The sequence below is a fragment of the Streptomyces sp. CO7 genome (genome assembly GCF_053474865.1).
Genome location: NZ_JBRIOU010000001.1, coordinates 62,102 through 80,669 on the forward strand (window position 1 = coordinate 62,102; position 18,568 = coordinate 80,669).

At 72.2% G+C, this 18,568-nt stretch carries 17 protein-coding genes and 1 tRNA gene; 2 read left to right on the top strand and 16 right to left on the bottom strand.

Going from position 1 to position 18,568, the window contains the following annotated elements:
- Both ACOV8S_RS00275 and ACOV8S_RS00280 read right to left on the bottom strand, forming a co-directional pair.
- On the bottom strand, window positions 1–556 hold a 556-nt coding region (locus ACOV8S_RS00275; RefSeq protein ID WP_448315157.1), incomplete at its 3' end, for a hypothetical protein.
- 139 nt (window positions 557–695) lie between these two features.
- Window positions 696–1,553, bottom strand: a complete 858-nt coding sequence (locus tag ACOV8S_RS00280) for a MurR/RpiR family transcriptional regulator (protein WP_448315159.1) — start codon at window positions 1,551–1,553, stop codon at window positions 696–698.
- Between the two features lie 154 nt (window positions 1,554–1,707).
- Here ACOV8S_RS00280 and ACOV8S_RS00285 point away from each other — a divergent pair, with 154 nt between their 5' ends.
- A complete protein-coding gene (locus tag ACOV8S_RS00285) occupies window positions 1,708–1,929 on the top strand; it encodes a hypothetical protein (RefSeq protein ID WP_448315161.1) in 222 nt (73 codons plus the stop codon).
- 26 nt (window positions 1,930–1,955) lie between these two features.
- On the opposite strand, the gene ACOV8S_RS00290 is transcribed toward ACOV8S_RS00285, so the two are convergent.
- The 3 genes from ACOV8S_RS00290 to ACOV8S_RS00300 all read right to left on the bottom strand — a co-directional run bounded on the left by ACOV8S_RS00290 (window position 1,956) and on the right by ACOV8S_RS00300 (window position 4,391).
- A complete protein-coding gene (locus tag ACOV8S_RS00290; RefSeq protein WP_448315163.1) occupies window positions 1,956–2,267 on the bottom strand; it encodes a hypothetical protein in 312 nt (103 codons plus the stop codon).
- Window positions 2,268–2,336: 69 nt separating this feature from the next.
- Window positions 2,337–3,221 carry a Bax inhibitor-1/YccA family protein gene (locus ACOV8S_RS00295; protein ID WP_448315165.1) on the bottom strand — a complete coding sequence of 295 codons (885 nt, stop codon included), beginning with the start codon at window positions 3,219–3,221 and terminating at the stop codon, window positions 2,337–2,339.
- Window positions 3,222–3,350: 129 nt separating this feature from the next.
- Window positions 3,351–4,391, bottom strand: a complete 1,041-nt coding sequence (locus ACOV8S_RS00300; RefSeq protein ID WP_448315167.1) for an SGNH/GDSL hydrolase family protein — start codon at window positions 4,389–4,391, stop codon at window positions 3,351–3,353.
- A 165-nt stretch (window positions 4,392–4,556) separates the two neighbouring features.
- Between ACOV8S_RS00300 and ACOV8S_RS00305 the strand changes: the two genes are divergently transcribed.
- Entirely contained in the window at window positions 4,557–5,945 is a 1,389-nt protein-coding gene (locus tag ACOV8S_RS00305; protein WP_448315168.1) for a cystathionine beta-synthase, read from the top strand.
- 300 nt (window positions 5,946–6,245) lie between these two features.
- Here ACOV8S_RS00305 and ACOV8S_RS00310 read toward each other — a convergent pair whose 3' ends face one another.
- The 11 genes from ACOV8S_RS00310 to ACOV8S_RS00360 form a co-directional block, all read right to left on the bottom strand.
- Entirely contained in the window at window positions 6,246–7,034 is a 789-nt protein-coding gene (locus tag ACOV8S_RS00310; protein ID WP_448315643.1) for a hypothetical protein, read from the bottom strand.
- 582 nt (window positions 7,035–7,616) lie between these two features.
- A complete protein-coding gene (locus tag ACOV8S_RS00315) occupies window positions 7,617–8,837 on the bottom strand; it encodes an acetyl-CoA C-acetyltransferase (protein WP_448315170.1) in 1,221 nt (406 codons plus the stop codon).
- Between the two features lie 397 nt (window positions 8,838–9,234).
- Window positions 9,235–9,317 (bottom strand) — tRNA-Leu (locus ACOV8S_RS00320).
- Between the two features lie 307 nt (window positions 9,318–9,624).
- Window positions 9,625–10,746, bottom strand: a complete 1,122-nt coding sequence (locus tag ACOV8S_RS00325) for a lytic polysaccharide monooxygenase (RefSeq protein ID WP_448315645.1) — start codon at window positions 10,744–10,746, stop codon at window positions 9,625–9,627.
- Window positions 10,747–11,049: 303 nt separating this feature from the next.
- A complete protein-coding gene (locus ACOV8S_RS00330) occupies window positions 11,050–12,459 on the bottom strand; it encodes an NAD(P)/FAD-dependent oxidoreductase (protein WP_448315172.1) in 1,410 nt (469 codons plus the stop codon).
- A 459-nt stretch (window positions 12,460–12,918) separates the two neighbouring features.
- Window positions 12,919–14,163 (bottom strand): LPXTG cell wall anchor domain-containing protein, encoded by a 1,245-nt coding sequence (locus ACOV8S_RS00335; RefSeq protein WP_448315174.1) that lies wholly within the window; start codon window positions 14,161–14,163, stop codon window positions 12,919–12,921.
- A gap of 277 nt (window positions 14,164–14,440) precedes the next feature.
- Window positions 14,441–15,382, bottom strand: coding sequence for a Ppx/GppA phosphatase family protein (locus ACOV8S_RS00340; RefSeq protein WP_448315176.1), 942 nt, complete (start codon window positions 15,380–15,382; stop codon window positions 14,441–14,443).
- A complete protein-coding gene (locus tag ACOV8S_RS00345; RefSeq protein ID WP_351113458.1) occupies window positions 15,379–15,927 on the bottom strand; it encodes a DUF501 domain-containing protein in 549 nt (182 codons plus the stop codon). Before ACOV8S_RS00345 ends, ACOV8S_RS00340 begins: the two co-directional genes overlap by 4 nt.
- Window positions 15,928–15,972: 45 nt before the next feature.
- Window positions 15,973–16,488 (bottom strand): FtsB family cell division protein, encoded by a 516-nt coding sequence (locus ACOV8S_RS00350; RefSeq protein ID WP_448315178.1) that lies wholly within the window; start codon window positions 16,486–16,488, stop codon window positions 15,973–15,975.
- 222 nt (window positions 16,489–16,710) lie between these two features.
- Window positions 16,711–17,991 (bottom strand): phosphopyruvate hydratase, encoded by a 1,281-nt coding sequence (gene eno / locus ACOV8S_RS00355; protein ID WP_448315180.1) that lies wholly within the window; start codon window positions 17,989–17,991, stop codon window positions 16,711–16,713.
- 293 nt (window positions 17,992–18,284) lie between these two features.
- Window positions 18,285–18,568: LysM peptidoglycan-binding domain-containing protein (locus ACOV8S_RS00360; RefSeq protein WP_448315181.1), on the bottom strand; the 284-nt coding region annotated here is incomplete at its 5' end.

Sequence of the window (18,568 nt, forward strand, 5' to 3'; positions counted from 1 at the left end):
CCCCCCCACGGGGGGCCGCGCCCCCCGCCGCGACACCCGTGACGCGGTAGCCCCGGACGGCCTTCCCGGCCGGGGCGCCGCCGCGCCGCAGCCAGTCCACCCGCACCCACAGCAGCGCCTCGGCGGCCCGCTCCTGCGAGCCCAGCCAGGCCGCCTTCAGCCACAGGCCGACGCCCGCGCCGGCCAGCGCCATCCCACCGGCGGCCGGCATCGCGAACGAGGACCCCGCCGCGGCGAGGAAGGCGAGCAGCAGCCACCACCCGTGGCCCCGCCGCCACACCCGGGCCGACACCACACGGTCCTGCAGCACGTCGTTGCGGCCCGCCTTGGCCGCGGCCTTCACCAGCGCCCGGTACCGCTTGCGCCGGGCGGCGGCCACCACGGCGGCGGCCGCCAGGAACAGCACCGCCCCCGCGTACCAGCCGATCCGCCGGCCGGTCAGTCCCGGCAGGAGCGATCCCGCTCCCGCCGCCAGTACCCCGAGCCACCACATCGGGGCTGCTCCCGCTCTCACGACCACGGCCACCCGGGCCAGTCCCTGCCCTCCGCGAGCCACGATCCCTCCTCGTCCTCCAGCGCCTGTCGCGCGTCTCCGGTGTCGGAACGTTCGAACGAAAATCGTAGTCAAGGGTTGTCGGAACGGCGTCAGTACGGAAGAGATCAACATGCGCCGAAACGGTCCGCCCGGGCGCGGACTACTCGGCGAAGAGCCCTCGGGAGGCGGCACGGGCGTCGAACTCCTCCAGCCGCGCCTGCGCCTCGGGCAGGCCGTCGCACATCGCCTCGAGCAGCACGCGGCCCAGCAGCATCGGGGCGCACGCCGTGTCGAAGGCCAGGCCGGTGCCCACGGCCGCCGGGATCAGCAGGTCGGAGACCCTGGCCACCGGAGCGAACGCGGAGTCGGCCACGGTCACCACGGTCAGCCCCTCCTCCCGGGCGTGGGCCAGTGCCTCGACCGTCTCCTTCGGGTGGCGCGGCAGCGCGAAGCAAAGCAGGGCGCCCGCGCCGGCCCGGCGGGCGCCGTCGATCCGGTCGTGGAGCATCGAGCCGCCCTCGGTGAGCAGGCGGACGTCCGGGTGCACCTTGGCGGCGAAGTACGCGAACCCGTGGGCCTGCGCGGCCGCGGCCCGCAGGCCGAGCACCGGCAGCGGGCGGGAGGCGGCCAGCAGACGTCCCGCCTCGCGGACGGGTCCGGGGTCGGACAGCGCGTCGGCGAGGCGGCGCAGGTTGTCGATCTCCGCCTCGACGGCACGCTGGTAGGAGTTCGTCTCCGCCCGCTCCGCGCCCTGCGACGGGTCCGACGGCGGCACCACCTCGCGCAGGCGCCGGCGGAGCGCCGGGTAGCCGTCGAAGCCGAGGGCCACCGCGAAGCGCGTGACGGAGGGCTGGCTGACGCCGGCCAGCTCCGCGACCTCCACGCTGGACAGGTACGGCATCTCGGCGGCGCGGCGCACCATGCAGTGGGCGATGCGGCGCTGGGTGGGGGTGAGCTGCCGGCCCTCGAAGAGCGCCCTCAGCCGGGCGTCGGCGGGGCTCCCGGCGGTGGTGCTCAATGCATACTCCCTCTCCCGGCGGATCACTCCGCATGACTTTATTCAGCCCGGCGAGGCGGCGGGAGGGGGTGTCCACGGCGCGGGACCGTCGAGATGCCTCCCCTGCCGCTACGATCCGGACGTCCGTGTGACGATCAGAGGGGGGACCTCTTCCATGCGCCTGCGTACCGCAGCGGCCTCGGCCGCGCTCGTTCTCTGCTTCACCTCGGCCGCGACGGCGTGTTCGTCCGACGAGGCGGCGGACAAGGAGGCGGTGGTCACTCCCACCGAGTGCGCCACCACCGCGGCCGAGATACCGGGGCACTGCGCCGTCGACATGGACACCGCGGAGATCACCGAGGGCGAGCCCGCCGACGGGTCGCCCACCGCACCCTAGGCACGTGGCCCCGGGCAAGATCCCGGTCAGACCCCGGCGCGGCGCTGCGCCTCGACGACCAGGTGGGCGGCGTCGGCGACCGTGGACGCGTCCGGGGCCACCGACGCGAGGTCGTGGGCGGCGACGGTCACCTGGTCGGCGACGGCGAACATGCCGGCGTCCGGCATCTCCCGCGGCTCCGCGCCGGGCGCCTCCAGCCGCTGGGCCCGCACCGCCAGCTCGCGGGCCAGGCCGAGGGCCTCGCCCGCCGCCCCGCGCTGCAGCCGGCTCTGCGGCGCGGCGCGCAGACGGTCGGCGAACTGGTCCACGGCTTGGGTCAGGGGAGTCGTATCAACCACACCCCGAGACTACGCCGTAACGCCGGAAGGGCCCCGGGAGACCCGGGGCCCTTCCGTTCACACGGGTGATCAGTCGCTGCTGTTCAGGATCGCGATCAGACGGAGGAACTCCGTGTAGATCCAGACCAGGGTCAGCGTCAGACCGAAGGCGGCCATCCACGACTCCTCGCGGGGCGCGCCGTAGGCGATGCCGTCCTCGACCTGCTTGAAGTCAAGGGCGAGGAAGCAGGCGCCCAGCAGGACGCCGATGACGCCGAACATGATGCCCATGCCGCCGCTGCGGAAGCCGAGGCCGTCACCACCGCCGAAGACGGCGAACAGCATGTTCACCATCATCAGCAGGACGAAGCCGAGCGCGGCCGCCATGACGAAGCCGGCGAAGCGCCGGTTGACCCGGATCCAGCGCATCTTGTACGCGAACAGGACGGCGGCGAAGACCGCCATCGTGCCGAGCACGGCCTGCATGGCCGCGCCGCTCGCGATGTGCGTGTCGACGATGTTCGACAGGACACCGAGGAACACGCCCTCGAAGGCGGCGTAGGTCAGGATCAGCGCGGGCGACGCCTTGCGCTTGAAGGACTGGACCATGGCCAGCACGAAGCCGATGAGGGCCGCACCGATGGCGACGCCGTACGACCGGTTGATGTTGCCCATGTCGACCGGCAGCAGCGCCCAGGAGAGGGCGGCGGTGACGATCAGCACGCCGAGGGTGCTCGCCGTGCGCATGATGACGTCGTCCATCGTCATGCGGCCGGCGGAGACCGGGGCCTGCGGGGCGCCGTACTGGGCGGCGTCCTGGGCGTAAGGGTTCTGCGCGTACGGGTTCTGCGCGTAGGGGTTGGCCCCCTGCGTGCCGACGGCGGCTCCCCCGGCCTGCGGCGCGGTGTTGAAGCCCGCGTGGCCGTTGTCGCGGCTGAACCCCCGTCGCGAGAAGACCGGGTTGCTGCTCCTCATTTCACTCCTCCATGGCCACCCTGCGTGGCCTTGGGCTCAAGAGTAATGGACAGGCAAAAAAGTGACTCTACTGCTTGGGTAGGATCTTTCCTTCCCCCTTGCAGGCACGCAACGCCCCGGACCTCCTCGTTATGCCCCTGTGGAGCTGTGCCGGGCCGGTTCGTGGACCGGCGGGGGGTTCACCCGCCGGCGGCGGCGCCGCTTGAGCATGGCCCACGCGCCGCGCACTCCGCCCGGCGAGGCCGCAGTGACCTCGGTGCCGGCCTCCTCGGCCGCCGCCGCGGCGGCGCGGGCCACCGGCAGGATGCCCTCGTCACGGGTGGCGTCCGGACGCTCCTCCTCGGCCGGCCACAGCCCGAGGGCCGCGCAGACCGTGGGCAGCACCGCCATGGCCGCCGTCTGGTAGCCCTCGGCCGAGGGGTGGTAGGCGTCGGGGCCGAACAGCTCCCGCGGATGGGCGGCGAACTCGGGCCCCAGCATGTCGCCCAGCGAGACGGTCCGCCCGCCCTGCTCCACCGTGCCGATGGTCTGGGCGGCGGCCAGCTGGCGAGAGGTCCGCCTCGCCAGCCAGCGCAGCGGCTGCTGGATGGGCTCGATGGTGCCCAGATCCGGGCAGGTGCCGACGACCACCTCCGCCCCGGCGGTACGCAGCCGGCGCACCGCGCCCGCCAGGCAGCGCACCGAGCGGGTGGCGGGCGTGCGGCTGGTGACGTCGTTGGCGCCCACCATGATCACGCACACGTCCGGGGGGCCGTCGTCCGCGGCGACCGCCTCGGACACCTGCCGGTCCAGGTCCTCCGAGGTCGCCCCCGGCACGGCCACCACGCGCAGCCGCACCGGCAGCTCCGCGACCGCGGCCAGCCCCGAGGCGAGCAGCGCGCCGGGGGTCTGCCCGGAGCGGTGGACCCCCTGCCCGGCGGCCGTGGAGTCGCCCAGCATCACCAGGCGCAGCGGAGCGCGGTCCCGGGTGGCGAAGCCGCCTCCGTAGAGGCCGTCCGCGTTCGGGACGTGCGGGTCGTACCCGTTGGTCGTCACCGTCCGCCGGGCCAGGTGCATCTCGGCCAGCAGCAGTCCCGCGGCGGCGGCGCCCGCCAGGCCGATACCGCCCCCGCCGTACGCGGCGCCGGCCGCGATCCGCCGGGCCACGCGTGCCTTCGACGTACTCGACATCCCTCGCCGCCACCTCCTCGTCACCTGCGCACCCGCGCGGTCCTGTACTCCTTGCTTGCCCCGTGGAGGTGGTCGGCCAATCGCAATCGTGACGAGTCGGCGACGCTGTGTCAGGCCCGTAGGCTGGTGGCCACCGAATCAAGACCTGAGCGACCGGAGACAACGGTGCGATTCCACGACTCGATGATCAGCCTCGTCGGCAACACGCCGCTGGTGAGGCTCAACAGGGTGACCGAGGGCATTGAGGCCACGGTCCTCGCCAAGGTCGAGTACTTCAACCCCGGCGGGTCCGTGAAGGACCGCATCGCCCTGCGGATGATCGAAGCCGCGGAGCAGAGCGGCGAGCTGAAGCCGGGCGGCACCATCGTCGAGCCGACCAGCGGCAACACCGGCGTGGGCCTGGCCATCGTCGCGCAGCAGAAGGGCTACAAGTGCGTCTTCGTCTGCCCCGACAAGGTCAGCACGGACAAGATCAACGTGCTGCGCGCCTACGGCGCCGAGGTCGTGGTCTGCCCGACCGCCGTCGACCCTGAGCACCCGGACTCGTACTACAACGTGTCCGACCGCCTGGTCCGTGAGATCCCGGGCGCCTGGAAGCCGGACCAGTACTCGAACCCGAACAACCCGCTCTCCCACTACCACTCCACCGGCCCCGAGCTGTGGGAGCAGACGGAGGGGAGGATCACCCATTTCGTCGCGGGCGTGGGCACCGGCGGCACCATCTCCGGCACCGGCCGCTACCTGAAGGACGCGAGCGAGGGCCGCGTCAAGGTGATCGGCGCGGACCCGGAGGGTTCGGTGTACTCCGGCGGCTCCGGCCGTCCGTACCTGGTCGAGGGCGTGGGCGAGGACTTCTGGCCGAGCGCCTACGACCGGCAGGTGGCGGACGGGATCGTCGCCGTCTCCGACCGTGACTCCTTCCAGATGACCCGCCGCCTCGCCAAGGAGGAGGGTCTCCTGGTGGGCGGCTCCTGCGGCATGGCCGTGGTGGCGGCGCTGAAGGTCGCGAAGGGGCTCGGCCCGGACGACGTCGTCGTGGTGCTGCTGCCGGACAGCGGCCGCGGCTACATGAGCAAGATCTTCAACGACGAGTGGATGGCCGACTACGGCTTCCTGGAGGACGCGGGCCCGAGCGCGCGGGTCTCCGACGTGCTGAACGACAAGGACCACGGCATGCCGTCGCTGGTCCACATGCACCCCGACGAGACGGTCGGCCAGGCCATCGAGGTGCTGCGGGAGTACGGCGTCTCGCAGATGCCGATCGTCAAGCCGGGAGCGGGCCACCCGGACGTGATGGCGGCGGAGGTGATCGGCTCGGTCGTCGAGAAGGAACTGCTCGACGCGCTGTTCACCAAGCGGGCGGACCTCGGCGACCCGCTGGAGCGGCACATGTCGGCGCCGCTGCCGCAGGTCGGGTCCGGCGAGCCGGTGGAGGACCTGATGGCGGTGCTGGGTTCCGCGGACGCGGCGATCGTGCTGGTGGACGGCAAGCCGACGGGCGTCGTCAGCCGGCAGGACCTGCTGTCCTTCCTCGCCAGGGGCCAGGAGCGCTGACCACGCGGTGAACCCGGGTGCGCCCCTCACGACGGGGTCGCACCCGGGGCGTTGCGGCAAGTGGTACCCACGTGTCACGTGCGCGCAGCATGGGCTTAACACGGGTCCGGCAGGGTGGTGGATGCCGGTGGGGGCGGGAGCGGCTCCCCGCCCCGGGCCGGTGTGCGCGACGTCCGGTCCTGACCCGGTCCGCGTCCGACGCGGGAACCGTCGTCGTCCCGACCCCTCGTCCGCGAGGGGTGCGACGGTTCCCGCGACAGTCTTTCCTCGCCGCCGTTCCGTGCCGCGTCCGCGCTCCCGCTAGAGGGAGGCTATGACCCGGTCGGCGAGGACGCAGACGTTGTCGGTGGGGCCGCAGGTGAACGTGAGGACGTAGCCGCCGGAGATCCCGGAGCCGCCCAGGAGCGACGGCGCGTCACCCTGGTCTATCGCCGAGGCGAGCCGTTCCGCGGTCTCCCGGTGTCCGGGTGTGACGCACAGCGTCGTCCCGTCGGCGAACTCGTAGACGTCGAGCGTCCCCATCGGCCCGGGCCGCACGTCGGCCAGCGGCGTCTCCGCCTGGGCCAGCTCCTCCAGCCGCGCCAGCGTCTGCTCGTCGTCGGCGACGGTCGGCGACTGCGCGCCGAGCGGGGTGAAGTCCGGGTGGGAGGGGTGGCGGCGCCGCGCGGCGGCCAGTTCGGCGGACTCGCCCTCGCCGCCCTCCGCGTCGAGCTCCAGCCCGGCGAAGTCGGACGGGTGCGGCAGGAGGAACTCGCCGTCCGGCGGCAGTCCCAGCAGGGACCGTGCCTCGGACGCGTCCCGCGCCTCCTGCGCGGCCCAGAAGGCGCGCGCCTCGGCCAGCTCCCGCTCCCGCTCCTCGGCCAGCGCCTCGGCGACGGCCGCGCGTATGTCCTCGGTGTCGGCGGCGGCCCGCGCGGCGGGGATCCGCGGCGACGTGCCCTCGTGCGCGGCGGCGGACCCGTCCGGCGCCGCGCTCTCCAGCTCGGCGCGCAGCGCGGCGAACTCCCCGCGCAGCCGCCGCAGGGCGACGAGGACCGCGGCCCCCACGACACAGGCGGCGGCGGAGATGACCAGCAGGGCGATCTGCATGGCGCTCACTGACGTACTCCCGGTTCCCACGGACAAACGCGCCGGACGACGACCGGCGCACCCCCGTACGAGTCGACCCCGACTTTCCTACATCGAGTTCCCCTACCGAGCTTGACGCCTGAACGGCCCGGATGTCAGTGCGAACCACCGCGAATCGGGCGCACAGCGGGGGCGCACCGGTGTCCACGGGGCCGCTGACCTGCGCGTTCTCGGCGCCGACCATGGTCCGAGGGAGATAGGTCACATCCTGGCGGAGGTTGGGTCACGGGACGGCACCGGTCCTGTGAAGGCCTCGCCCGGGAGACTGCCGCAGAGGGCTGGAAAGGTCCCGGAGAGGCTCTCGAGGGGCCACCGGAGGGGCACGCTCCGCCGCCCCCGCGAGACCGGAGGTGAAGGCCGAAAGCGCAGGCCGGAGGCACGGGTCGAAGGCGCCGGCTGAAGACGCGGGCCGGATCGCAGGCCGGGCCGCGGGCCGGAGGCACGGACCGAGGACGCGGACCGGAACGCGGGCCCGGAGAACAAGCGGGCCCCGCCCCCGGAGCGAACGTCCGGGAGCGGGGCCCCGCCGCGGGCCGGCCGAGGTCAGCTGAGGCGCTCGATGACCATCGCCATGCCCTGGCCGCCGCCGACGCACATGGTCTCCACGCCGAACTGCTTGTCGTGCCACTGCAGGGAGTTGATCAGCGTGCCGGTGATGCGCGCGCCGGTCATGCCGAAGGGGTGGCCGACCGCGATCGCGCCGCCGTTGACGTTCAGGCGGTCGAGGTCGATGCCGAGGTCCTGGTAGGAGGGGATCACCTGGGCGGCGAACGCCTCGTTGATCTCCCACAGGTCGACGTCCGAGACGGACATGCCGGCCCGCTTCAGCGCCTGGCGGGAGGCCTCGACCGGGCCGAGGCCCATGATCTCCGGGGAGAGACCGGAGACGCCGGTGGAGACGATGCGGGCCAGCGGGGTCAGGCCGAGCTCGCGGGCCTTGGTGTCCGACATGATCACCAGGGCGGCGGCGCCGTCGTTCAGCGGGCAGCAGTTGGCCGCGGTGACCAGGCCGTCGGGGCGGAAGACCGGCTTGAGGCCCTGCACGCCCTCCAGGGTGACGCCGGCGCGCGGGCCGTCGTCCTGGGAGACGACGGTGCCGTCGGGCAGCGTCACCGGGGTGATCTCACGCGCCCAGAAGCCGTCCTTGATGGCCTTCTCGGCGAGGTTCTGCGAGCGGACGCCGAACTCGTCCATCTCCTGGCGGCTGACGCCCTTGAGCCGGGCCAGGTTCTCGGCGGTCTGGCCCATCGCGATGTAGGGGTCGGGGAGCAGGCCGTCCTCGCGCGGGTCGTGCCAGGTGGTGCCCTCCTGCTGGGCGACCTCGGCGGTGCGCGCCTCGGCGTCTGCGAACAGCGGGTTGTGCGTGTCCGGGAGGCTGTCGGAGTTGCCCTTGACGAAGCGGGAGACCATCTCGACGCCCGCGGAGATGAAGACGTCGCCCTCGCCGGCCTTGATGGCGTGCAGCGCCATGCGGCTGGTCTGCAGGGAGGAGGAGCAGTACCGGGTGATGGTGCAGCCCGGCAGGAAGTCCATGCCCATCTCGACGGCGACGACGCGGCCGAGGTTGTTGCCCTGCTCACCGCCGGGGAGGCCGACACCGAGCATCAGGTCGTCGATGTCGCGCGGGTCCAGCTCGGGGACCTTGGCGAGGGCGGCCTGGATGATGGTGGACGCGATGTCGTCCGGGCGCAGGTCCTTGAGGGAGCCCTTGAAGGCGCGGCCGATGGGGGAACGGGCGGCTGAGACGATCACGGCTTCGGGCATCAGGACTCCTGAGGCGTACGCGGCGGATTGGTCGGACTTCCTGGGAAGTTACCGGTCCGTACCCGCGCGGTCACCGCGATGGAGGTGTGACACCGGCCGCATTTTTCTAAGCGCTTGCTTTTTTCCGGCCGCCCGAACCGGGACGAACCCGGGCGGATCCCGGGCGGATCCCGGGCGGATCCCGGGCGGGACCATTCCTCGGGACGCGTCGGGGAAGCACGGCGGCCCCCGGGCGCCCACCTCGCGGTGGGCGCCCGGGGGCCGGCCTGGTGCGGTGCGTCGGTGCTCGCGGTGGGGCGTCGTGGGCGGTGACGCCGCCCTTCGCCGCGTCGCGGTCACCGTGGTTCTCGGCCTTGCTCGGCCACGCGCCCTGGCGGGCCGCGCGGCGAAAATGGTGTGCCCGGAACCGGACTCGAACCGGTACGCCCCCGAGGGGCAGCGAGGTTTAAGCTCGCCGTGTCTGCATTCCACCACCCGGGCCGGTCGCGGGGCGCACGCGAGGCCTGAGCCTAGCGGCGGGACCCCGTTCGAACAGCAGCACACCCGCGAAGTTGTCTTATTTTACGGGTCGCTGACGGACCGTCAGAACCGCGACTGATCTGTACAGACCCGCCCTGGACCCTCCGGCCGGCGACCGAGGTCAACCGGAGATTGACGGGAATTCATCTCTGCCCGCCAGGGCGCCCTTCAGGCATGGGGGGCCGGTGTGCCGGCCCCCGCCGGGCCTGTGGACGGCCGCGCGGCTGTCCACAGGCCCGTCACCCTCAGGGGGTGCGGTCCTGGTCGGTCACAGGGCCGTGCAGGAGATGGAGCCGGTGGGCAGGTTGCTTCCGGACGAGTTGGCCGTGAACCCGAAGGTCGTCGTGCCGTTGGCCGCCACCGAGCCGTTGTGCGCGGCGTTGGTGACCGTCACCGCGGATCCGGATGTGGTCAGGTTGCCGTTCCAGAGGCTGGCGACGGACGTCCCACTGGCGTTCGTCCAGTTGACGCGCCATCCCTTGAGCGCCGAGGTGCCGTGGTTCATCACCTGCACCTCACCCTGGAAGCCACCGCCCCAGGAGCTCACGACCTTGTACGACGCCATGCAGGAGCTGGGGCTCGGCGAGGTCGGCGGCGTGCTGGTGGGCGGCGGGCTGGTCGGCGGCTGGCTGGTGGGCGGCTGGCTCGGCGTGGTGCTGCCGCCGATGCCGGTGACGTTGCCGTTGCCGCCGTCGAAGACGACGTCGGAGCAGGAGAAGAAGTTCTCGTTGCTGTCCGAGCGCACCCACTGGACCATGATCAGGGCGTCACCGGAGCGGCCCGAGGGCAGCGGGGTGTTCCAGGAGTAGTAGCCGCCGTCGGCACCGGCCGAGCCCGTCTGGGGCGGGTTGGTGACGGTGTGGATCAGCGACAGGTCCGACCACTTCAGCTGCGAGGTGGGCGACCAGCCCTGGCGGGTGATGTAGACGCGGAACGAACCCGGGTGGGCGGCCCAGTTGCTGTACTTGAACTGGAAGCTGGAGCCCGAGGTCAGGTGCGTCTTGGGCCAGTCGTTGCGGGCCAGGTTGTAGCCCTTGAAGTCGTACGGGGAGCGGTCGCCGGCGCTGCAGATGGTGCCGTCGGGCACGTAACCCTCGCCACGGCCGCCGGCGTTGGAGTCGAGGACCGCGAACCAGTTGTAGAGGGAGGAGGAGCCGCTCTGGGCCAGGGCCGCCGCACAGGCCGCGTTGGTCGGGGAGGCCGCACCGGAGCCGGTGATCGCGTCCTTGTAGCAAAGGTAGGTCCGGGAACCCGGAGACATGGCGACGCCGTGGGCCTCGGCCGGGCCCTGGGCCAGCAGCACCAGACCGAAACCGGAGAGCAGAGTCGCGAAAGCGGTGAGCAGGGAGGTCTTGCGCCTGATGCCGCGTAAGCGGCTGGTCAGTCTGATCACGGCAGGTGCCTTTCGCCGGTCATGCCGGTGTGCGCCGCCGGGCCGTCCACCCGACTGCAGTGCATGGGCATGACATAGAAACGTGGGGGTGGGAGCGCTCCCACTCCGGACCATAGGGCGACTGTGAACCTGCTGTAAACAGCCCGGGTCAACGAAACATCCCGAAACATCGGCACCGCCGGGCTCAGGCGTCCGAAAAGCAAACGATCGGCTGAAAAGCAACGCCGGGAAAGCCCGAAGGGGCTGCCCGCACCACGGAAGGTGGGCAGCCCCTTCGGGCTCACGCAGGTGACCGCGAGGTCAGGCCTTGGCCTTCTCCTCGGTCTTGCCGGCGGCGACGGCGCTCGGCGCCGGGGTGGCCGCGGCGGCGGCCGGAGCCGGCTTGGCGGCCTCGTAGAACTCCTCGCGCGGGTGCTCCATGGCGCCCAGCGAGACGACCTCGCGCTTGGTCAGCGCACCGAGGGTCCAGTCCGCGAGGACACGGATCTTGCGGTTGAAGGTCGGCATGGCCATGCCGTGGTAACCACGGTGCATGTACCAGGCGAGACGGCCCTTGAGCTTGATCTTCATCTTGCCCATGACGATCATCGCCACGCCCTTGTGGAGGCCGAGACCCGCCACGGCGCCCTTGTTGGCGTGCTTGTAGTCCTTCTGCGGGAAGCCGCGCAGCGCTGAGAGGACGTTGTCGCCGAGCACCTTGGCCTGACGCAGCGCGTGCTGCGCGTTCGGCGGGCACCAGGCGTTCGGGTTGCCGGCCGCACGGCCGACCAGGTCCGGGACCTGGGCGTTGTCGCCCGCGGCCCAGACGTAGTCGGTGCCCTGGACCTGGAGGGTCGGGGCGCAGTCGACGTGGCCGCGCGGGCCGAGGGCGATGCCGTAGCGGGACAGCACCGGGTTGGGCTTGACGCCGGCGGTCCACACGATGGTGCCCGCCTCGACCTCGAGGCCGTTCTTCAGGACCACGTGGCCGTCGACGCAGGAGTCCATGGAGGTGGACAGGTGCACCTCGACGCCGCGCGACTCCAGGTGCTGCTTGCCGTACTGGCCGAGCTTGGGGCCGACCTCGGGGAGGATCTTGTCCGCGGCGTCGACCAGGACGAAGCGCATGTCCTCACGGGACACGTTCTTGTAGTACTTGGCCGCGTCGCGGGCCATGTCCTCGACCTCGCCGATCGTCTCGGCGCCGGCGAAGCCGCCACCGATGAAGACGAAGGTGAGCGCCTTGCGGCGGATCTCCTCGTCGTTCGTCGAGTCGGCCTTGTCCAGCTGGGCCAGGACGTGGTTGCGCAGGCCGATGGCCTCCTCCACGCCCTTCATGCCGATGCCCTGCTCGGCCAGACCCGGGATCGGGAAGGTCCGCGAGACCGCGCCCAGCGCGACCACGAGGTAGTCGAAGGGGAGCTCGTAGGCCTCGCCGACGAGCGGGGCGACCGTGGCGACCTTGCGGTCCTGGTCGATGGTGGTGACGCGACCGGTCAGCACCTCGGCCTTGCGCAGCACGCGTCGCAGCGGGACGACGACGTGGCGCGGCGAGATGTTGCCGCCGGCGGCTTCGGGGAGGAAGGGCTGGTAGGTCATGTACGAGCGCGGGTCGACGACCGTGACGGTCGCCTCGCCGAAGCGCATCTTCTTCAGAATGCGTCGTGCCGCGTACAGGCCTACGTACCCACCGCCTACAACGAGGATCCTGGGACGCTCCGTGGTGCTCATGGCATCGAGTATCCACCTCTTCGGGGGGTGACCTTCGTGCGCCCCTTCACAAGCTTCTACCGGTGCTCTGCTACACTGCGCGGCTCACGTGACCCAGATCATTACGCCGGAGGGGAACGGTGTGCACCTTCCTCTCGTTGTCCATGGCCCGTGAGCTGCTCCTTGTCCATATAAGGACCGTGTGAGGAGCGCGAAACACAAGAGCGCGCATCCGGGCGCCCCGCACGGCGAACCCCCCGCACGGATGCGCGGAACCGTGCGTTCCGCCCCCTGCCGACCGCTCGTCGCGCCGCTTGTCGCCCTCCCGGGGCCAATTCCTTGTGAAGAAGTTCACGAAGGTTCTTCGTGGAGGGGCCGAGGAGGGCCCGGGGAGGACCCGAGCAGGTCCGGACGGTCCTGGACACGCCGCGGCCCGGCGGTGCGCCGAGGCGCGCCGCCGGGCCGCGGCGTGGGACCGGGTCAGGACCGGGCGTCCGCCTTGCGGCGGCGGGAGACGACCACCGCGCCGGCGCCCAGCACCAGTGCGGAGGCGGCGGCCAGGGCCACCGGGGTCACCGTGGAGCCGGTCGCGGCCAGGTTGCCGGTGCCGCCCTGCGGCGCGGTGCTCGAGGTGGCGCTCGGGGCCGGGGTCGCCGTCGTGATCGGGGTCGGGCTCGGCGAGGCGCCGTCGCTAGGGGTCGGGCTCGGGGTGCTGCCGGCGGGCAGGACGTCGATCCCGTAGTTCTTCATCGGGCCGTACAGGCACGGGACGGAGCCCTTGACCGGGTCCGCGGCGAAGGACGCGTGGATGTGGCTCTTCGGGGTGTCCTTGTCGACGGTCAGGCGCATCTTGATCTTGGCGCGCTCGCCGGGCTTCAGGTCCTCGAAGACCACCGTGGGGCTCTCGGCGGGCTCCAGCTCGACCCAGCCGTCACCGCTCTTCCACTCGACCGCGAGGTCGTCCTGGTCGGCGCCCGCGGTGTCGAGGACGATGAAGGTCAGCGGCTCGACGTCGACGGTGTGCTCGGTGTTGTTGGTGATCCGGAAGGTGAAGGGCACCCGGTCTCCGGCGACCAACTGCTCGGGCAGACCGATCGCCCTCGACTTCAGCTCCTTGACCTTGGTGCACTTCTTGGCGTCGTCGAGGGCCTTCTCGGCGGCCTCCGCCTTCTCCTTGGCGGTCTTCTCGGCCTGCTTCGCGAGCTCGTACACGCGCGCGGCGTCGACCCGGGCGTCGTCGAGCGCCGTGCCGGCCGCCTTGGCCTTCTCGTCCGCCTCGACGTGGGCCTGCCGGGCGCCCTCGAGGGCGAGCTCGGCGTCGGACAGCTCCTGCTCGGCGGCGGCCTTGCCCGCCTCGTCCGCCTCGGCCAGCGCGGTCCTGGCGTTCTCGACGCGCGTCACGGCGGCGTCGAGGGCGGTCTTGGCCTCGTCGGCGGCCTTCCTGGCCTCGTCGGCGGCGACGACCACGGCCGGCGGGTTGTCCTTGTCGTAGTCGAGGAGGGCCTCGAGCTTGTCGTACGCCTCGATCCGGGCGCGGATGGCGTCGCCGTAGGCGGTGCGCGCCTCCTCGAGGGCCTTCTCCAGTTCCTGGACGGTGGACCCGGCCTGGGCGACCACCGGCGCCGACGTCTCCGCGGAGGCCGTCGAGGCGGCGAACAGGGCGACGGGCGCGGTCACGGCGAGAGCGGCGGCCACTGCCAGGTAACGGCGTTTCTGCACGGACATGCCTCCTGGGGCGAGATGCGCGGGTGTGGCGAAGAGCTGCGGGACCACCGCCGGGCCCTCCCCCGGGCCGCCGTGCGCGACGCGCGGACGGTGATCAACCCGCTGGATTTTACGAGGGGTTGACGGGATCCGCCCTGGTCTTTCGCCTGGCCCGCCGCAGGCCGCCCGACCGGCGCCGGGGACAAACAGGTGCGGACCGGGAGGGTTGCCCTCCCGGTCCGCACCGGTGGTGTGACTCATGTCACGCGCGGCACAGGGCCGTGGCCCGGGCGGTCGTTCAGGCGATGCTCCAGGCGATGCCGTCGAGGATGTCGTGCTCGCTGACCACGACCTCCTCGGCGCCGATCCGCTCCATGACCGCCTGCAGCACCAGGGCTCCGGAGCCGATCACGTCGACCCGGCCGGGGTGCAGCGAGGGGATCCGCGACCGCTCGGCGTGCGTCGAGCCCAACAGCCGTCCGGTGATCTCGCGGACCCGCTCGTAGGGGACGCGGGAGTGGTGGATGGCGGCGGAGTCGTACTCCGGCAGGTCCTGGGCGATCGCCGAGACGCTGGTGACCGAGCCGGCCAGGCCCACCAGGGTCCGGGCCTCGCGCAGCGGGACGGTCTCCTCCGCGAGGTCCAGGGCGGCCTCCACATCGGCGCGTATGGCGGCGATCCGCTCGTCCGTCGCCGGGTCCACCACCGTGCCGTCCTCGACCAGGTGGCGCTCGGTCATCCGCACGCAGCCGACGTCCACCGAGCGCGCGGCGCGCACCCGGTCGTCGCCGACGACGAACTCGGTGGAGCCGCCGCCGATGTCCACGACCAGGTAGGGCTTGGCCAGGTCGGTGCGGCCCGCGAGTTCGCGGGTGGCGCCGGTGAAGGAGAACTCGGCCTCCTGCTCGCCGGTGATCACCTCGGGCTCGACGCCCAGGATGGCGAGGACACCGGCCACGAACTCGTCGCGGTTCTCGGCGTCCCGGGAGGCGGAGGTGGCGACGAAGCGGATCCGCTCGGCGCCGTGCTCCTCGATCACGGCGGCGTACTCGCGGCAGGCGGCGAAGGTGCGCTCCAGCGCCTCGGGGGCGAGCCGGCCGGTGCGGTCCACGCCCTGGCCGAGCCGCACGATGGTCATCCGGCGGTCGAGGTCGGTCAGCTCGCCGGTCGCCGGGTCGGCGTCGGCGACCAGCAGCCGGATGGAGTTGGTTCCGCAGTCGACGGCGGCGACCCGGGTCACTGCGCCTCCCCCTCTTCCGGCGCGGCGCAGCCCTGCGGCGTCACGCAGGGGCCCTTGCGCCACCACTCGGGCAGCAGCGCGATGGCCTCGTCGCCCAGCGGGTTGACGCCCGGACCGGCCACCAAAGAGTGCGCGACCAGGACGTGCAGGCACTTGACCCGGTCGGGCATGCCGCCCGCGCTGGGGAAGCCCTGGAGCACCTCGATCTCGTCGCGGCGCCGGATGTAGTCCTCGTGGGCGGCGCGGTAGGCGGCGGCGAGCTCCGGGTCGGAGGCGAGGCGCTCGGTCATCTCCTTCATCACGCCGTCCGCCTCCAGCGTGCCGATCGCGGAGGCGGCGCGCGGGCAGGTCAGGTAGTACGTGGTCGGGAAGGGCGTGCCGTCCGGCAGTCGCGGCGCGGTCTCCACGACGTCCGGCTGCCCGCAGGGGCAGCGGTGCGCGATGGCGCGCAGCCCGCGCGGGGGACGGCCCAGCTGGAGCTGGAACGCCTCGACGTCCGCGTCGGTGGGCTCGGTGCGCTCGGTGGGCGGCGGGGGCGTTTCCATGCCTGGGGTTCTGCTCTCTCGCTCTACGGGTGGGGCGGTCGGTCGTCAGCGGGCGGCGTCCGCGCGGCCGGCGGCCCGGGCGGCGTCGGCCCGGTCCGTCTCGTCCGCCGTGTCGACGTCCTCCCACAGGATGTCGTACCAGGGGCGGTCCGCGGTGGGCCGTCCGGCGTCCTGCCGGGGCGCCGAGGCGGCACCGCGCACGGTGAACCCGGTCTCGCCCGGCCGCAGCTGGTGGAGCCGCTCGCGGATCCGCTGCTCGGCATAGGCGTCGTCCTTCCAGCGCGCCTTGAGGTCGCGCAGGTCCTCCACCCGCTCGCGGGCGGCGTCGCGTTCCTCCTCCAGCTTCGCGATCTCGGCTCGCTGGGCGACGTACTGCCGGGTCGGGTAGGCCAGGGCGACGATCAGGGTGCACAGCACCAGGGCGAGCAGCGCCGCCCGGCCGGTCAGCCGGGAACGGCGGGCCTGGCGACGGGTCTGGGAGCGGTAGACGCGGGCGGCGGTCTGCTCACCGAGCAGCCGCAGCCGGGTGGTCGTGGAGAACCGGTCCCGGTTCTGCGCCATCTTCTCCGCGCCTCCCCGTCGGCGTGCCGTGTGCCTGCTGTGCCGCGCGACCGTCCTGGCGGCCGTCCCGCGTCTTCTTCCCCGCACACGGTACGTGACGCCGGGGCGCGGCCGCGCGCAGCGGGGCACGCAGCGGGCACGCGGGATCCGGACAGGGGTGTGCCCCCGGAGCCGGAGCTGCGGGGGCACACCGTCGGGCGTCGCGGCCCGGGGGCCGGGGTGTCAGCCCTTGAAGCGCGGGAAGGCGCTGCGGCCGGCGTACACCGCGGCGTCGTCGAGGATCTCCTCGATGCGCAGCAGCTGGTTGTACTTGGCGACGCGCTCGGAACGGGCCGGGGCGCCGGTCTTGATCTGGCCGCAGTTGGTGGCGACGGCGAGGTCGGCGATGGTGACGTCCTCGGTCTCGCCGGAGCGGTGGGACATCATGCACTTGAAGCCGTTGCGCTGGGCGAGCTCGACGGCGTCCAGGGTCTCGGTCAGCGAGCCGATCTGGTTGACCTTCACCAGCAGGGCGTTGGCGGCGCCCTCCTCGATGCCGCGGCCCAGGCGCTCCGGGTTGGTGACGAAGAGGTCGTCGCCGACGAGCTGGACCTTGTCGCCCAGCTTGTCGGTGATGGTCTTCCAGCCGTCCCAGTCGTCCTCGAACAGCGGGTCCTCGATGGAGACGAGCGGGTAGGCCGCGACGAGCTCCTCGTAGTACTCCGTCATCTCGGCGGCGGAGCGCTCCTTGCCCTCGAAGAGGTACTTGCCGTCCTTGTAGAACTCGGAGGCGGCGACGTCGAGGGCGAGGGCGATCTGGCTGCCGAGGGTGTAGCCGGCCTCCTTGATCGCCTCGAGGATCAGGTCGAGGGCCTCGCGGTTGGAACCGAGGTTGGGGGCGAAGCCGCCCTCGTCGCCGAGGCCGGTGGCCAGGCCCTTGGTCTTCAGCACCTTCTTGAGGGTGTGGTAGACCTCGGTGCCCCAGCGCAGGGCCTCGGAGAACGACTCGGCGCCGATCGGCGCGATCATGAACTCCTGGATGTCCACGTTGGAGTCGGCGTGCGAGCCGCCGTTCAGGATGTTCATCATCGGCACCGGCAGCAGGTGCGCGTTGGGGCCGCCCAGGTAGCGGAAGAGCGGCAGGTCGCTGGCCTCGGAGGCGGCGTGGGCCACGGCGAGGGAGACGCCGAGGATGGCGTTGGCGCCGAGGGAGCCCTTGTTGTCGGTGGCGTCCAGGTCGAACATCGCCTGGTCGATCAGGCGCTGCTCGGTGGCGTCGTAGCCGACGAGCTCCGGGCCGATCTGCTCGATGACGGCGAGGACGGCCTTCTCCACGCCCTTGCCGAGGTAGCGGTTCTTGTCACCGTCGCGAAGCTCAATGGCCTCGAAGGCGCCGGTGGAGGCGCCGGACGGAACAGCGGCACGGCCGGTGCTGCCGTCGTCGAGGCCGACCTCGACCTCGACCGTGGGGTTGCCTCGGGAGTCCAGGATTTCCCGGGCTACGACGACGTCGATGGACGGCACGAGCATCTCCTTCTGGGATGTGACGCGAGTGGCGCCGGACCACCTGGTCCGGCACGGGGTGCACAGCCTCCGTGGCTCTGCGAGACCGAGCCTAACCGGCCGGACGGGATCGGCCAGCCGGTCGCCCCCTCTACGGAGGGGTAACAGGAGATTAATTGTTCCGACCCGAAACAAAAAGTCGGCGGACGTATTACGTGCAAATGCCCCGCCCCCGTGCGCGGATCACGCAACACGGGGGCGGGGCTGCCACGGGGGCGGACGGCCGGCTCGGGTGGAGCCCGCCGTCCGACGGGTCAGCTCAGGTGGAGCATCTGGCCCGGGTAGATCAGCTGCGGGTTCTGGACGATGTCCTTGTTCAGCTTGTACAGCTTCTTCCAGCCGCCCTTGGTGTGGTGCTGCTCGGCGATCCGGCTGAGCGAGTCGCCCTTGCGGACCTTGTACTCGCCGTCACCCTTGAGCACCTTCTTGCCGGTGGGCGTCGTGACCTTCTCGGCCTTCTTCGGCTTCTCGGCCTTGGCGGGCTGGGCGGGCTTCTCGGCCTTCGGCGCGGGGGCCGGGGCGGCCTCCTGCTGCGGGG